Genomic DNA, 13,297 nt, shown 5'->3' with positions numbered 1-13,297 from the left:
GCTTGCCTGACTGGACGGCGGTGTGGTCGCCTTTCATAGTGCGACCCTGCCAGTGCAATCCATGGAGTGCCTGAATGCCCGATCTCTCCGATTTTCCCATCACCCGGCGCTGGCCGGCGCAGCATCCGGACCGGCTGCAGCTTTATTCGCTGCCGACACCCAATGGCGTCAAGGTCTCGATCATGCTGGAGGAGATCGGCCTCCCCTATGAGCCGCACATGATCGATATCGGCAAGAACGAGACCTGGATTCCGGAATATCTGGCACTCAACCCCAATGGCAAGATCCCGGCGATCATCGATCCCGATGGCCCCGGCGGCAAGCCGCTGGGTCTCTTTGAATCAGGCGCTATCCTGCTCTATCTCGCCGAGAAGACCGGGAAACTGTTGCCGCAGGATCTGGCCCTGCGTCATGAAACCATCCAATGGGTGTTCTTCCAGATGGCTGCGATCGGCCCGATGTTCGGCCAGGTCGGCTTCTTCCATAAGTTCGCCGGCCGCGACTATGAGGACAAGCGGCCGCTGCAGCGTTATGTCGATGAATCGAAGCGGCTGCTCGGTGTGCTGGAGACGCGCCTTGCCGGGCGGCAATGGCTGATGGGCGACGCGTTCACCATCGCCGATGTGGCGACGCTGGGCTGGGTGCGCAATCTCGTTGGCTTCTATGGCGCCGGCGATCTGGTCGACTATGCCAGCTTCAAAAACGTGCCGGCCTGGCTCGCGCGTGGCTTGGCACGCCCCGCCGTGCAACGCGGGCTGGAGATTCCGAAGCGGCCCTAGGTCAGCGCCGGCTGAGATATTTCATGCCCGTATCGCACATGACCGTGACGATTGTGGCATCCGGCCCCATCGCTTCGGCGTCGCGCAGGGCCGCCACGACATTGGCGCCGGTCGAGGTGCCGGCGAAAATGCCTTCCTCGCGGCCAAGCCTTGCTGCCATGTCCTTCGCCTCCTCCGTCGAGATGCGTTCGATGCGTTGGGCGATATCTCTTTGCCATAGGGGTACGACGTAGCCCGCGCCGATGCCGTCGATCTTGTGGGCGCCGGTGGCACCGCCCGAGAGGACCGAGGATTCGGCTGGTTCGACGGCGATGATGCGGGTGGCGGGATTAAAGCGGCGCAGGGCTTCGGCATTGCCGCGCAGGGAGGCCGCGGTGCCGACGCTCTGCACGAAGGCGTCGACCTTGCCCGCCGTCTGCGCCCAGATCTCCTCCGCCATCCGATGATAGGCGGCAAGCTGGTCGGTGTTCTTCATCTGGTCGGTCCAGAAGCTGGCGGTCCGCTCGGCGACGATGCGTGCCGCCTCGATCATGTCGCGAGTGAGTTTTTCGGTCATGCGGCCGCTGTCGCTGCGGAGCACCTGGAGCTCTGCGCCCAGCCGCCTCATATGTTCGAGCTTCTCGGCGGCGAAGGCATCCGAGGTCACGATGTGGAGCGGATAGCCCTTGACCGCGCAGACCAGCGCCAGGGAGACGCCGGTGCTGCCGCCGGTATATTCGACTACCGACCCGCCAGGCAAAAGGCGGCCGTCCTTCTCGGCAGCCTCGATCATGGCCAGCGCCATGCGGTCCTTCATGCTGCCGGTGGGATTCTCGCTTTCCAGCTTGAGGAGGATGCGGGCGCCGGTTCCGGGCCGGATGCGGCGCAGGGGCAGCAGGCTGGTGCCGCCGATACCGCTGAGGATGGTTTCTTTCGCGTTGATCATGATTCCTCCAGCCAGGCCTTGAGGGCGAGCGCATTGTTGTGCGCGGTATCGCGCGCGGCATAGAGCAAGGTGACCGGTCCTTGGGCAAGTCGTGCGCGCAAGGTCGCGACCGCCGCCATCGCCGCCTCCCCTTCTAGCTCGTGCGCATAGGCGGCGCGGAAGGCGTCCCATTCGGCGGGATGCCCATGGAAGCGCTGGCGCAGTTCGTTGCTGGGGGCGAGATCCTTCAGCCACAGATCGATGGCGGCCTTGTCCTTGTTGATGCCGCGCGGCCACAGCCGGTCGACCAGGATGCGCTGGCCGTCCGTCCTGGCCGGCGGATCGTAGATGCGCTTGACTGAAAGCTCTTGTTTGCGGGGTCGGAGCATAAAAGTATTTCCATGTATCTACATTTTATGTATATACATAGATCTATGAGCTCACAAAATCAATCGTCAAGGCAGCGACCAAAATCCCTGGTCGCTGATGCCCGCCATCTGGTCGCCACCTGCGCCGGCTGGAACAGCCGGCTGGCGGCGCGTCGGATATCCTTGTTTCTCGACCGGGAACTCGCCGAGACCGGTTTCAGTGCCGCGCAGATCGGATTGCTGGCGGAGATTGCGTCGCTCACCGACGATACGCTGGGGGCGCTCGCCAGGCGCACCGGCCTTGAGCAATCCACCCTGTCGCGCAATCTCCGCACGCTGGAAGGCATGTGCCTTATCGAGATCACGCTGGTTGAGAACGACCTCCGCCGCCGCGCCGTCTGGCTCACCGAAACGGGTGCGCGGCGCCTGGAGGCGGCGATCCCGGTCTGGCGCAAGGCCCAGGCCAAGCTCGGCAAACTCATGGCGGCCAGCCTGTCGCCGCGCCTCGCCCGTGCCGCCGCGGCGCTTCCGGTCTGAGCGGCCGGCTGGTATCACTGCACGGCACATTCCGAACCGACTGGGGCCACAGATTGAGAGTCATCGCACTCACCGCGCTCGCCATCCTGGCCTTTGCCGGCAATTCGCTGCTGACGCGCTGGGCACTCGCGCCCTTGCCCGACGGTGTGCCAGCGATCGGCGCTGCTGAATTCGTGACGCTGCGCCTCGTCGCGGGCGCCCTGATGCTGGCGCTCCTTGCCTTGCGGCAGCGCGCCGATGTCCTGCCGCGCCGCGCCGATCTTGGCGGTGTGCTGTCGCTGCTGGCCTATGGCGAGGCCTTCACCTTCGCCTATCTCACCCTCGGGGCCGCGACTGGCGCGCTCATCCTGTTCGCGACCGTGCAGCTCACCCTTGCCCTCTGGGCGACCTTGCGCGGCACGCCGCTTTCGGGACGCGACCGGCTGGGCCTTGTCATCGCCTTTGCCGGCATGGCCTGGCTGCTGGCGCCGGGCGCCACGGCGCCGCCCCTGGTTGCGGCCCTCCTCATGGTGCTGGCCGGCATCGCCTGGGGCATCTACACGATGCTGGGCAAGGGGGCGGCCGATCCTTTTGCACGGACGGCGCGCAATTTCATCGGTGCCGCCCCCCTGGCCCTGCTGTTGCTGCCCTTCGCCCAGCTGACGGTGCCGACATTTCACGGCGCCGCCCTCGCCATCGCCTCCGGCGCCGTCACCTCGGGCCTCGGTTATGTCGTCTGGTACGCGGTGCTGCCGCGGCTGAAGGTGGCGACGGCGGGGGCCGCGCAATTGCTGGTGCCGGTGGTGGCGGCCACAGGTGGCATCCTGTGGCTGGGCGAATCCTTGTCGCTGAAACTGGCGGCGGTTACGGTGCTGGTCCTCGGCGGTATCTGGCTCACCATCCACGCGCCGAAGCCGCGCTGAACTTCAGGAAAATGCGTCCGACATGACGATCACGATTTACGGCATCAAGAACTGCGACACGATGAAGAAGGCGCGCGCCTGGCTGGATGATCACGGCATCGCTTATGCCTTCCACGATTACAAGGTGGCGAGCATCGACAAGCAGAGGCTGGCAGCCTGGTGCGAGGAGTTGGGCTGGGAGAGTGTCCTCAACCGCGCCGGCACCACCCTCCGCAAGCTTCCCGATGCGGACCGCGCCGATCTCAATGCCGCCAAGGCTGTTGCCCTCATGCTGGCGCAGCCCCTCGATGATCAAGCGGCCGGTGCTGGATCTCGGCAAAAAGCGGCTGCTGGGCTTCAAGCCGGAAAGCTATCAGGCGGCGTTCAAATAGGGCCTCAATCCCGATCGGGGGCACCCAAGGGGAAAAGGTGGCGATAAGGCCTGGCCTCATCGACGGCGCGCGCGAAGCTCGGCCGGGCCAGCAGGCGCTGGCGATAGGCTTTGAGCGTAGCAAATTCCGGCGCGATGGGATGCGTCCAATCGGCATAGAACAAGGCGGGGGCCGCCGAGCAATCGGCAAGTGTGAACACATCGCCCGCGGCCCAGCGCCGGCCGGCGAGATGCGCATCCAGCCAGCGATAACTCGTCTCCAACTGCTTGCGGGCCTCGGCGACACCAAATGGATCGCGATGTTCCGCCGGACGGAGCGCGTCGAACACGATCCTCTGCTGTGGGGTCTGGAGGTAATTGTCGAACACACGGTCCATGAAGCGCACCTCCAGGGATTCCTCCGGAATGAGCTGGACGGGTCCCGGGTGATGGCGCTGCAGATGCTCGATGATGATGCTGGATTCGGCGACCACGCGCCCATCATCGACCAGCAGCGGCATACGCTGGATCGGCCACAATGCCGCAAAGTCGCGCCCGATCTCCGGGTCGCCATCGAAGAGCTGCCGGACATCGAAGGCGATGCCGTTCTCGTAGAAGGCCACCAGCACCTTCTGGCAATAGGAGGACAAGGGATGGGCATAGAGGGTCAGCGACATCGGCGGGCACTCCGGATAACTGCTTGCATATTGCAATCGGTCTGGAACTTACCCAGGATTCCGGTGACGCGCAAGATGGAAAAGACCGGCTCGTGCCCGGGTACCGGCGCCTTGCCGGCCCGGGAAAACCTGCCCAAGATGCGCCCGAAAAAATGGGGAGATGCGTGAGATGGACCCGCAGGCATTGGAGCAACTCCTGGAACTGGCGGCAGGCCATGCCATCCGCTACCGCGCCGGCGTCGCGGACGGATTCCAGGGGGCGCGGCGATCCTTTTCGGAGATGCGTCAGACCTTTGCCGAGCCCGTCCCGGAAAGCGGGGCTGACGCACAGACCCTCATCGACCATTTGGCCCGTGACGCTGAACCCGGGCTCAACGCCATGACCGGTCCGCGCTTTTTCGGCTGGGTGATCGGCGCCTCGCATCCGGTGGGCGTTGCCGCCGATTGGCTGACCAGCGCCTGGGGCCAGAATGCCGGCAATCATGTCGCGACCCCCGCGGCAGCCGCGGTCGAAGCTGTGGCCGCCGGCTGGCTGCTCGACCTTCTCGACCTGCCGCGCGCCTGCTCGGTGGGCTTCGTGACCGGCGCCACTGCCGCCAATTTTGTCTGTCTCGCGGCAGCACGCGGCGAGGTGCTGCGGCGCGTGGGATGGGACGCGGAAGCTGCCGGCCTGTTCGGCGCGCCACCCATCACCGTGCTGATCGGCGACGATGCGCACACGACGGTCTTTTCAGCGCTGCAGTTCTTAGGCTTAGGCCATGACCGGGTCGTGCGGGTGAAGACCGATGCGCAGGGCCGCATGCTGGTCGATGATTTTGCGGCGGCGATGGCAAAGGTGGCTGGACCCAGCGTCGTCATCCTGCAGGCGGGCCAGATCAACACCGGCGCCTTCGACAATTTTGCGACGCTCATCCCGCTGGCGCGCGCAAAAGGCGCCTGGATTCATGTCGATGGCGCCTTCGGCCTCTGGGCCCGCGCCAGCGCCCGGCTGAAACCTCAGGCGGCGGATCTGGATCAGGCGGATTCCTGGGCGACCGACGGTCATAAATGGCTGCAGACGCCCTATGATTGCGGCTATGCGATCGTGCGTGACGAGGGGGCGCATCGCCGCGCCATGACGATTGCGGCAAGCTACCTGCCGCCGACGCAAGAGGGCGAGCGCGATCCCAGCCATTACGTGCCGGAACTCTCGCGCCGGGCGCGGGGATTTGCCACCTGGGCCATCATCAAGCATCTGGGGCGGGCGGGCATCGCCGCCATGGTCGAGCGTCATTGCAACGTCGCGCAGGCGATGGCAGAGCAGTTCCGATCAGAGCCCGGTATCAGCGTCCTCAACGACGTGACGCTCAACCAGATGCTGCTGCGCTTCGGCACCGATACGGCGCCGGATGAGGCCGACCGTCTCACGCAACGGACCATCGCGCGCATCCAGCAGGACGGCATCTGCTTTGCCGGCGGGGCGAAATGGCGCGGCCAGCAGGTGATGCGGCTCTCCATCATCTCGGGCGAGACGACGGAAGCGGAAGGCCGCATCGCCGCCGACGCGATCTGCGCGGCCTGGCGCATCCTGCGCCAGCAGCCGCGCTGATCATGCCCGTCAGTGCGCCGCGGCCGTCGCGGCGGCGAGATGTTTCGTGCTGGCGAGATATTGCGCGAGGGTCAGCGCCTTCTTGCCGGTGAGGTGTTCGATATCGTGGGTCACCACATCGAGCAATCCCTTGGCGCGGGCTTCTTCTATGCCGCCGATGGCATCGACCACGAAATCCGGCAGGCCCGCACCCTTCAGCGCGCCGTTGAACTGATCCTGGGTCACGGTGACGGCCTCGACCTTTTGCCGAAGACCTCGGCAATGGTCGCGGCGATTTCGGCCGGGGTTTGCGAAGCCGGTCCGGTCGCATGATAGAGGAAGCTGTCATGGCCCGGGCTTGCAAGCAGCGCCGCGGCGGCCGCGGCCACATCGCTGCGCGCGACATTGGCGGCTGGGGTCGGTGCGGTCGCGGCATAGACGCCGGCGCTGAGCGCATAAGCGATCGAGCCCATCCACAGATTGTCGTAATACATGCCCATGCGTAGGATGGTCCACGCTAGGCCAGAGGCGTAGATCGCCTGCTCGGTCTCGAGATGCGCTGCGAACAGGTCCTGCCCGCGATGAGCACCCATGGTCGAGATGTAGATGACGTGTTTCACGCCGGCAGATTTCGCGGCGTTGACCGCGTTCCGATGTTGCGGCGTGCGGATGCCGGGACGGAGATCGGAGGCCGGGATGATCAGCAATCGCTCGACGCCCTGGAGCGACGCGGTCAGGTCCGCCGGCTTGTCGAAATCGCCGGCGCGCACTGTCACACCCCTGGCGGCATAGGCCGAAAGCTTCGCTGGGTCGCGGGTCAACGCCACGATGTCGGTTGCGGCAATACCCCGGCCAAGCAGGCTTTCCAACACCAGGCCACCCAACTGCCCGCTTGCACCCGTCACACCGATTTTCATGTCGTTCTCCTTGATGGCCGCTGCGAAAAACCTGTCGCGTTCTGGCCGAATTCGTGTATGTTACCGATCGGTAACGTGCGTACTGTTACCGATCGGTAACATCAACGTCAAGTGACATTTCATGGCGACGCGAAAAACGAGCCCTGCCCGCAAGATACCATCGCCGGCTGTCGACCTCGCCGACATGCCGCCGCGCGAGCGCATTCTGCAGGCGGCCCACGCGCTGTTCTATGGCCAGGGCATCCGCGCCGTGGGCGTCGAGGCGGTGGCCGCCACCGCCGGCACCAACAAGATGACGCTCTATCGCCACTTCACCTCGAAGGACGAGTTGGTGGCCGAATACCTGCGCGAGGTGGCAGCCGAGATCGAGGCCGGCTGGGACCGGATCGGCGCCAGGCATGCCGATGATCCGCGCGGTCATATCCTCGCCTGGCTCAAAGACATGGGCCGGCAGATGGAGCGGCCGGAGAGCCGCGGCTGTCCCATCACCAATGCCGCCATCGAGATTCCGGAAGCCGGCCATCCCGGCCGCCAGGTGATCGAGGATCATAAGCGCGGCATGCGCCGGCGCTTTGCCGAAAATTGCCGCAAGGCCGGGTTGAAGCGCGCCGACATGATCGCCGACCAGCTCCTCATGCTGCTCGACGGTGCGGGGGTCTCGTTGCAGACAATCGGCCATGGCGGCGGCCCGATCACGGCCCTCACCCGCCATGCCGAATGGCTGCTGGGGGTGGACGAACTTAAGGCCTAGCGACGGAGTGGCTTCGCTTTCTCGTTGTCATTGCCGATCCGCTGCTTATCATTGGGCATCCACCGAATCCTCTGGAGCGAGCGCCATGAAGATCTTTCGTTTTGCGGCGCTGCTTGTGGCACTGCTGATATCGCTCCCGCCGGCTATGGCCGAGGAACTGACGTCGACTGGACCCATGACCAGAGACGATAGCGCTGCGATCAAATACGATGACGAGGCGATCAACGAGCAGGTCGTGCGGAACTGGAACGTGGACCCCTACGTCTTCCAACAGTGCGGCAAGGTCCTTGAACTGCGCATTGCCTTGGACCCGGACGGGACCGTCACAAAGGTCGACATGCCCACGGGCGACGAGTTCAGCGATGCCTGTCGTCAATCGGCGGAATCGGCACGCCGTGCGGTCCTGATCGCCAGCCCATTGATATTCCCGAGCGGGAACTATCCATCGGCAATCCGCCTTCGCTTCAATCCTGATGAGATGGACTGGTAAGTCTGCGACTCTTTGCCAGATGGCGCGTGCTTGGTTAGATTGATTGTCCTTTCGACAAGCAGAGACCGCGTACGTCCATGAAAATCGCCGTCTACACCATCGCCCTCAATGAAGAAAAATTCGTCGAGCGCTGGGCCGAGGCCACGGCGGCGGCGGATTTCCGGCTGGTGGCAGATACCGGCTCGACCGATGCAACCGTGGTGAAGTTGATCAAGGCGGGGATCGACGTGCAGTCCATCTCGGTCAGGCCCTGGCGTTTTGACGTCGCGCGCAATGCGGCCCTGGCATTGCTGCCGGCCGATGCCGATATCTGTCTGTCACTCGACATGGACGAGGTGCTGATGCCGGGCTGGCGCGAGGCCCTGCTGGAAGCCTGGGTCCCCGGCACCACGCGCCTGCGCGGTCCGTTGGAGATCGATATAGGCGCAGATGGTGTCGCGAAGCGGCATTTCTTCTCGAGCCGCGTCCACCAGCGGCATGGCTATCAGTGGAAATATCCGATCCATGAATTGCTGGTGCCTGTGCCCGGCACCACCGAGCGGGTGGTGAGCTGCGATGGTGTGCGCATGCGGCACCTGCCCGATGACGAAAAATCGCGCGGCCAGTATCTGCCGATGCTGGCAAGTGCCGCCGCGGAAGATCCGAGCGACGATCGCCTGGCGCATTATTACGGCCGCGAGCTGATGTTCTACAAGAAATACGACGAGGCGATTGCCGAGTTGAAGCGGCATCTCTCACTGCCGCGCACCACCTGGAAAGCGGAACGCTCGGCCTCGATGCGCTATATCGCGCGCTGCCAGAAGGCGCTCGGCCAGATTGACGAGGCGCGCGCCACCTATCTGCAGGCCTGCGCCGAAGCGCCGCTGGCACGCGAGCCATGGCATGATTTTGCCAAGTTCTGCATGGACCAGAAGGATTGGCCGGGCGGCGTCTGGGCCGTGCACCGGGCGCTTGCCATCACCCGCATGCCCAGCGACCATACGCGCGACGCCAAGGCCTGGGGTGTCGGCCCTTATGACATCGGCAGCATCTGCGCCTTCTACAACGGGCAGAAGGATCTGGCGCGGGAATGGCTGACCAAAGCACTGGAATATGAGCCTGCCAATCCGCGCCTGATTAAGAATGGCGACTGGATCTTCGGGACGGAATAGTCGCGCGCGAACGATCCGGAAAGAAAACAGGCGCCCCGATTGTGGGCGCCTGTTCCTTTTTCAGCCAGTGTCGGTGGACGTCAGGGGGCGATGTCGGTCTGCACCGCTGTGTCGACATAGACGCTCACCGTGTTGCCGCCAACCGTCGATGTGTAAAGGGCATAGGTGTGTTCGGCGGCATCCGCATAGTTGCCGCCTGCAACCGTGTGATACTGATCGGGATCCTTGGTCCAGTCGCCCGTCAATGTCAGGGCATCGGCCGCGTCGCCTTGGATGTAAAGGACGTCATCGCCATCCGTCATGCCGAGGACGCTCGCCACATCAAGGGTGATCGTGGTGGCTGCCCCGCCCTCGAAGTTGAGCATCTCGATATTCTGGATATGGGCAGCCTGGCCCGTCCCCAGAATCGTGACATCCGCCATGTACGCAATGTCGTCGCCATCGCCCCCATCGACCAGGCCGGTCCCGGAAAGATCGGCATCGTCGACGCTGAAGAAGACATCGCCGCCGGCGCCGCCGCTCATGTGATCGCTGCCGGCGCCACCATTGATCTGGTCGTTGCCGTCATCGCCCGTGATCGTGTCGTTGCCGTCACCGCCGCCGATGATGTCGTTGCCGCCATCGCCGTGGATGATGTCATCGCCCTGGCCGGAACCATCGCTGTTCTCGCCATAGAGATAGTCGCTGTCGGCTCCGCCATGGATGGTGTCGTTGCCGTCACCGCCATACATCACGTCATGGCCTTCATTGCCCGACAGTTGATCGTCGCCACCATTGCCTTCAAGCGTATCGTTGCCACCGTCGCCCTGAAGAAGGCTGACGGCATTCGTGCCGGCCAGATGATCATTGGTAGACGTGCCATGGACCGGCAGACCATCATTCGAATCGACGCCGCTGAGGATGCTGCCGTTGTAGAAGTTCGGGGCGGACGCAAAGTTGCCCGGGAGTCGCGCCAGATAAGAGCTGGAAATGTCGTTCCAGTCGGACCGCAGCGCCGGATCGGCAAGACCCTCGATCTCGACAACCTTTGGCGCGGCACCTGAAGGTCCAGTTTCACCGGTCATACCGGTTTCGCCGGTTGGCCCGGTTTCACCCGTTGGGCCGGTTGGACCTGTTTCGCCCGTTGGGCCGGTCGAGCCGGTTTCGCCCGTTGGTCCGGTTGCACCTGTTTCACCCGTTGGGCCGGTTACCCGTTTCACCCGTTGGGCCGGTTTCACCCGTTGGACCAGTTTCGCCTGTTTCGCCTGTCTCCCCGGTCGGGCCGACAAGCACATCTTCTGCTTCCTCGATCAGGAGCGGGGCCGCGCGCTGGATGGTGGCGTAATCGAGGGCTGTCGGATCAAGACCACCGACGGCCGAAAATCCACCGACTCCCTGGCCAGGCTCAAACGGCGTGAACAGGGCGCCATTATTGTCGACCCCGGCGGCACCCGGCGCACCGGCGGCAGGTCCCGCCGCCGTCTCGATATCGAGGGCCGGGTCGGTTGCAGCGATGACATCGGCGATGTCGAGCGGGCGACCGTCGGTCGTGATCGTCATGGGCGCTATCTGGTTGGCCTCGGCATAGCCCAGGAGAATGATGGTCTGGTCCTTGGAACGAATGGCGAGATTGCCGTTTTCAGCCAGGCGGGCAACGATATCATTGTCCCCGAAAGGCAGATTGACTGTGGCACCCGGCACCGCCTGGATGCGGATCGTCCCGCTGCCCTCTGGCACTATGCCGATGCCATCCTGACTGTTGCTCTGTGTGCTCGCCATGATTCCCGTGTCCCTCCGAGAAAGCCTGCGCGTTGCCGAACGCGGGAAATTGCGGATATCGGCCGATTCGCAGGTCGTTAAGGAATCAACATGAGCGGGTGGTCATATGACTGCAACATAGTGTGTGCTATCATTCTCACACTATAGTGAGACACATTGTATTTTCCGCAATTTATCCTAAATTTTTATATGATTAACAATGTGTTAATCAGTGTTTGCCGGCTTTAAATCAACCATTTGGGGCATTCCAGATCGCCCCATATCAATCACACAGGGCAGGGCCTCACCTTCGTGAGACCAATCCTTGTGAAGCCCCGTGTGCGGCAGGCAAGCAAAAGGGGCGGTCAACCTCGGTTGACCGCCCCAGTTTGGCCCCCACCGGTTCGGCGCCTTTTAAGGTCACCGTCCCCAGATAAGGATGTCCGTTACGCCGCTTCGGATTTGCGGTGATAGGCGATGGCGCAATGATGGGCGCAATAGGGCCGGCCGATCTCGGCGGCGTCGCCGCAGAAATGGAAGCCCGGCTGCTTGGGATCGCCCACCGGCCAGGAGCAGGATTTGGACCCGGTCTGGGTCGCGGCGCGGGGCGCCGATGCGCGCGAGGTCGGCATGGCCGGCGCCCGGGTTTCGGCCCGGGTTTCGGTGTAGTCGCTGGCGGCGGGCGCCTGCGGAGCCGAGACGCCGGCGAAAGTCGCTTCCGCCTGGGCGGCGGCCGGCTGGCTCACGGCATGGCGGGCCGGCGGCATGGGAGCCAGGCTCGGCTGCTGCCGGCGCTGGGCCGCTGGCTTGCGGCGGGGTGCTGCCACATCGGTTCCTTCGCGCTTGATCGGCGACGGCCGGCCGGTGAGGCCGAGACGATGCGCCTTGCCGATCACCGCATTGCGGGTGACGCCGCCCAAAAGTGTCGCAATCTGGCTGGCCGTCTGACCTTGGCCCCAGAGCTTGCGCAGCATGTCAATCCGCTGTTCGGTCCATTCCATGATGTCTTCTCCCCACCGGTTCTGTGCTGGCGATAATGGCTGGCGCCATAAGCCACAAAGGCGGGGCCAGCTCAAGATGTTGAGTGACCAGCATTTCACCCCACAAGATGCAGGGAGGCAAGGGGAGAAACTCAAAATGTTGTGGATAACAGCAGATTCTATTGGAACATATGGTGTTCGTGGCTGAAATGGTCCCCCAGGCAGGGGCCTCGCCTGCGGCCTTTAGTCCACCAAATTGAGCTGGCGGTCGAGATGATCGATGAGTTCCGGGAGCCGCCGCGAGGATTTGATCTGCCGTTTGCCGGCCAGAAGGATGTAGTTGGGATCCTTGTCGCCCCGCAGCATCACCTTGGTGATGGCGAAGGTCGGCTGTTCCTGGGCCCGCCTGTAGACCGAAAACACAGCCATGTTGCTGCGATGGTCGATGGCGTAATCGCGCCAGACCGCATGGGCCACCTTGCGGCTGTAGATCCCCAGCAAAAGATTGAGTTCGTCGCGGTTGAAGAAGACCCGGCGGCCATGGCGGCGGTAATCATTGAGAAGGACGAGCTGCGCCATTCGGTCCTTATGATGATCACGGTTGGATGATCACGGTCAGGCGACTCGGGTCAGGCCCGAGCCTCTGCAAAGTGTCGCCCAAAGCGGGGAATCCGTAAAGCTCGGATCAGCGCGGCACCGGATAGATGTCGACCTCGTTGGTGGCGGTGCGATCGGGCGTGTCGTAGCAGACCACATTGGCCCGCTGGCGGTGGCAAAAGCCGGGATAGGGCCGGGTCTTTTCGGCCTGTTCCTGGGCGATCTCGGCCGCGGTCCGGCAGTATTTGCCCGTCTTGGTATAGTCGATCAGCGAACAATCATTGCCCGTGGCGATCGACGCCAGGTGGTCGGAGGCGGTCTTGCCGGTCTGGTTGAGGGAGACGCCCTCGACCACGGCATAGGCGGTGGTGCCGGACACAAAGGCCGGAATGGTGGTGGTATCGCAGCCGGGCAGGAACGCCGCCGCCGCCAGAAGAGCCGTCATTTTCCACTGCATCCGTGCCATCTCAGCCACCCCGATCGATCCTCTGCCAAACTTACCGGTCAGATAGAAGCAATTACCGTTCCACTTCCAGCCAAGCGCGGTCCCCAGATGGGCGCCCCTGCGGCAAAGCCTTGGTTGGCAAGGGG

At 63.8% G+C, this 13,297-nt stretch carries 16 protein-coding genes and 2 pseudogenes; 8 read left to right on the top strand and 10 right to left on the bottom strand.

What is annotated here, in order from left to right:
- Positions 1-74: 74 nt before the first annotated feature.
- Entirely contained in the window at positions 75-779 is a 705-nt protein-coding gene (locus IPK59_16645) for a glutathione S-transferase N-terminal domain-containing protein (protein ID MBK8160323.1), read from the top strand.
- 1 nt (position 780) lies between these two features.
- Here IPK59_16645 and IPK59_16640 read toward each other — a convergent pair whose 3' ends face one another.
- Together IPK59_16640 and IPK59_16635 are read right to left on the bottom strand one after the other, a co-directional pair.
- Positions 781-1,704 carry a cysteine synthase family protein gene (locus IPK59_16640; protein ID MBK8160322.1) on the bottom strand — a complete coding sequence of 308 codons (924 nt, stop codon included), beginning with the start codon at positions 1,702-1,704 and terminating at the stop codon, positions 781-783.
- Positions 1,701-2,072 carry a DUF488 domain-containing protein gene (locus IPK59_16635; GenBank protein ID MBK8160321.1) on the bottom strand — a complete coding sequence of 124 codons (372 nt, stop codon included), beginning with the start codon at positions 2,070-2,072 and terminating at the stop codon, positions 1,701-1,703. The genes IPK59_16640 and IPK59_16635 overlap by 4 nt, the downstream gene beginning before the upstream one ends.
- Positions 2,073-2,117: 45 nt before the next feature.
- On the opposite strand from IPK59_16635, the gene IPK59_16630 reads away from it, so the two are divergent.
- The 3 genes and pseudogenes from IPK59_16630 to IPK59_16620 all read left to right on the top strand — a co-directional run bounded on the left by IPK59_16630 (position 2,118) and on the right by IPK59_16620 (position 3,861).
- Positions 2,118-2,588, top strand: a complete 471-nt coding sequence (locus IPK59_16630; GenBank protein MBK8160320.1) for a winged helix-turn-helix transcriptional regulator — start codon at positions 2,118-2,120, stop codon at positions 2,586-2,588.
- 53 nt (positions 2,589-2,641) lie between these two features.
- Entirely contained in the window at positions 2,642-3,490 is an 849-nt protein-coding gene (locus IPK59_16625) for a DMT family transporter (GenBank protein MBK8160319.1), read from the top strand.
- A 22-nt stretch (positions 3,491-3,512) separates the two neighbouring features.
- A pseudogene (locus IPK59_16620) lies at positions 3,513-3,861 on the top strand (ArsC family reductase).
- 4 nt (positions 3,862-3,865) lie between these two features.
- Here IPK59_16620 and IPK59_16615 read toward each other — a convergent pair.
- On the bottom strand, positions 3,866-4,516 hold the full coding sequence (locus IPK59_16615) for a glutathione S-transferase family protein (GenBank protein ID MBK8160318.1): 651 nt from the start codon (positions 4,514-4,516) through the stop codon (positions 3,866-3,868).
- A 169-nt stretch (positions 4,517-4,685) separates the two neighbouring features.
- Between IPK59_16615 and IPK59_16610 the strand changes: the two genes are divergently transcribed.
- Positions 4,686-6,104, top strand: a complete 1,419-nt coding sequence (locus tag IPK59_16610; protein MBK8160317.1) for an aspartate aminotransferase family protein — start codon at positions 4,686-4,688, stop codon at positions 6,102-6,104.
- 9 nt (positions 6,105-6,113) lie between these two features.
- Here the strand turns inward: IPK59_16610 and IPK59_16605 are convergent, their stop codons facing one another.
- Positions 6,114-6,329, bottom strand: coding sequence for a hypothetical protein (locus IPK59_16605; GenBank protein ID MBK8160316.1), 216 nt, complete (start codon positions 6,327-6,329; stop codon positions 6,114-6,116).
- Positions 6,326-7,000, bottom strand: a complete 675-nt coding sequence (locus tag IPK59_16600; protein ID MBK8160315.1) for an NAD(P)H-binding protein — start codon at positions 6,998-7,000, stop codon at positions 6,326-6,328. Before IPK59_16600 ends, IPK59_16605 begins: the two co-directional genes overlap by 4 nt.
- A 121-nt stretch (positions 7,001-7,121) precedes the next feature.
- Here IPK59_16600 and IPK59_16595 point away from each other — a divergent pair, with 121 nt between their 5' ends.
- The 3 genes from IPK59_16595 to IPK59_16585 all read left to right on the top strand — a co-directional run bounded on the left by IPK59_16595 (position 7,122) and on the right by IPK59_16585 (position 9,392).
- Positions 7,122-7,751: a TetR/AcrR family transcriptional regulator gene (locus IPK59_16595; protein MBK8160314.1), complete on the top strand. Its 630-nt coding sequence runs from the start codon at positions 7,122-7,124 to the stop codon at positions 7,749-7,751.
- An 85-nt stretch (positions 7,752-7,836) separates the two neighbouring features.
- Positions 7,837-8,241 (top strand): cell envelope integrity protein TolA, encoded by a 405-nt coding sequence (locus IPK59_16590; protein ID MBK8160313.1) that lies wholly within the window; start codon positions 7,837-7,839, stop codon positions 8,239-8,241.
- 77 nt (positions 8,242-8,318) lie between these two features.
- Positions 8,319-9,392, top strand: a complete 1,074-nt coding sequence (locus tag IPK59_16585) for a glycosyl transferase family 2 (GenBank protein ID MBK8160312.1) — start codon at positions 8,319-8,321, stop codon at positions 9,390-9,392.
- An 80-nt stretch (positions 9,393-9,472) separates the two neighbouring features.
- Here IPK59_16585 and IPK59_16580 read toward each other — a convergent pair whose 3' ends face one another.
- The 5 genes and pseudogenes from IPK59_16580 to IPK59_16560 form a co-directional block, all read right to left on the bottom strand.
- Positions 9,473-10,123, bottom strand: a complete 651-nt coding sequence (locus tag IPK59_16580) for a hypothetical protein (protein ID MBK8160311.1) — start codon at positions 10,121-10,123, stop codon at positions 9,473-9,475.
- Positions 10,124-10,426: 303 nt separating this feature from the next.
- A pseudogene (locus IPK59_16575) lies at positions 10,427-10,706 on the bottom strand (hypothetical protein).
- 869 nt (positions 10,707-11,575) lie between these two features.
- Entirely contained in the window at positions 11,576-12,130 is a 555-nt protein-coding gene (locus IPK59_16570; GenBank protein ID MBK8160310.1) for a GcrA cell cycle regulator, read from the bottom strand.
- A 222-nt stretch (positions 12,131-12,352) separates the two neighbouring features.
- Complete coding sequence (locus IPK59_16565; GenBank protein MBK8160309.1) at positions 12,353-12,688, bottom strand: DUF2794 domain-containing protein; 336 nt, start codon at positions 12,686-12,688, stop codon at positions 12,353-12,355.
- 106 nt (positions 12,689-12,794) lie between these two features.
- Entirely contained in the window at positions 12,795-13,151 is a 357-nt protein-coding gene (locus IPK59_16560) for a hypothetical protein (GenBank protein MBK8160308.1), read from the bottom strand.
- Between the last annotated feature and the right edge of the window lie 146 nt (positions 13,152-13,297).

This window comes from Rhodospirillaceae bacterium (assembly GCA_016712715.1).
In the GTDB taxonomy this organism is placed as follows: Bacteria; Pseudomonadota; Alphaproteobacteria; order Dongiales; family Dongiaceae; genus Dongia.
The sequence above is the reverse complement of the archived record's forward strand: the minus strand, read 5'-3'. Positions and strand labels throughout refer to the sequence as shown.

What these genes read in the sequence shown, in the direction of transcription:
- IPK59_16635 (MBK8160321.1), bottom strand. Translation starts at nt 2,072, where the DNA reads ATGCTCCGACCCCGCAAACAAGAGCTTTCAGTCAAGCGCATCTACGAT.
- IPK59_16590 (MBK8160313.1), top strand. Translation starts at nt 7,837, where the DNA reads ATGAAGATCTTTCGTTTTGCGGCGCTGCTTGTGGCACTGCTGATATCG.
- IPK59_16595 (MBK8160314.1), top strand. Translation starts at nt 7,122, where the DNA reads ATGGCGACGCGAAAAACGAGCCCTGCCCGCAAGATACCATCGCCGGCT.
- IPK59_16645 (MBK8160323.1), top strand. Translation starts at nt 75, where the DNA reads ATGCCCGATCTCTCCGATTTTCCCATCACCCGGCGCTGGCCGGCGCAG.
- IPK59_16580 (MBK8160311.1), bottom strand. Translation starts at nt 10,123, where the DNA reads ATGTATGGCGGTGACGGCAACGACACCATCCATGGCGGAGCCGACAGC.
- IPK59_16570 (MBK8160310.1), bottom strand. Translation starts at nt 12,130, where the DNA reads ATGGAATGGACCGAACAGCGGATTGACATGCTGCGCAAGCTCTGGGGC.
- IPK59_16640 (MBK8160322.1), bottom strand. Translation starts at nt 1,704, where the DNA reads ATGATCAACGCGAAAGAAACCATCCTCAGCGGTATCGGCGGCACCAGC.
- IPK59_16560 (MBK8160308.1), bottom strand. Translation starts at nt 13,151, where the DNA reads ATGACGGCTCTTCTGGCGGCGGCGGCGTTCCTGCCCGGCTGCGATACC.
- IPK59_16630 (MBK8160320.1), top strand. Translation starts at nt 2,118, where the DNA reads ATGAGCTCACAAAATCAATCGTCAAGGCAGCGACCAAAATCCCTGGTC.
- IPK59_16600 (MBK8160315.1), bottom strand. Translation starts at nt 7,000, where the DNA reads ATGAAAATCGGTGTGACGGGTGCAAGCGGGCAGTTGGGTGGCCTGGTG.
- IPK59_16585 (MBK8160312.1), top strand. Translation starts at nt 8,319, where the DNA reads ATGAAAATCGCCGTCTACACCATCGCCCTCAATGAAGAAAAATTCGTC.
- IPK59_16610 (MBK8160317.1), top strand. Translation starts at nt 4,686, where the DNA reads ATGGACCCGCAGGCATTGGAGCAACTCCTGGAACTGGCGGCAGGCCAT.
- IPK59_16565 (MBK8160309.1), bottom strand. Translation starts at nt 12,688, where the DNA reads ATGGCGCAGCTCGTCCTTCTCAATGATTACCGCCGCCATGGCCGCCGG.
- IPK59_16615 (MBK8160318.1), bottom strand. Translation starts at nt 4,516, where the DNA reads ATGTCGCTGACCCTCTATGCCCATCCCTTGTCCTCCTATTGCCAGAAG.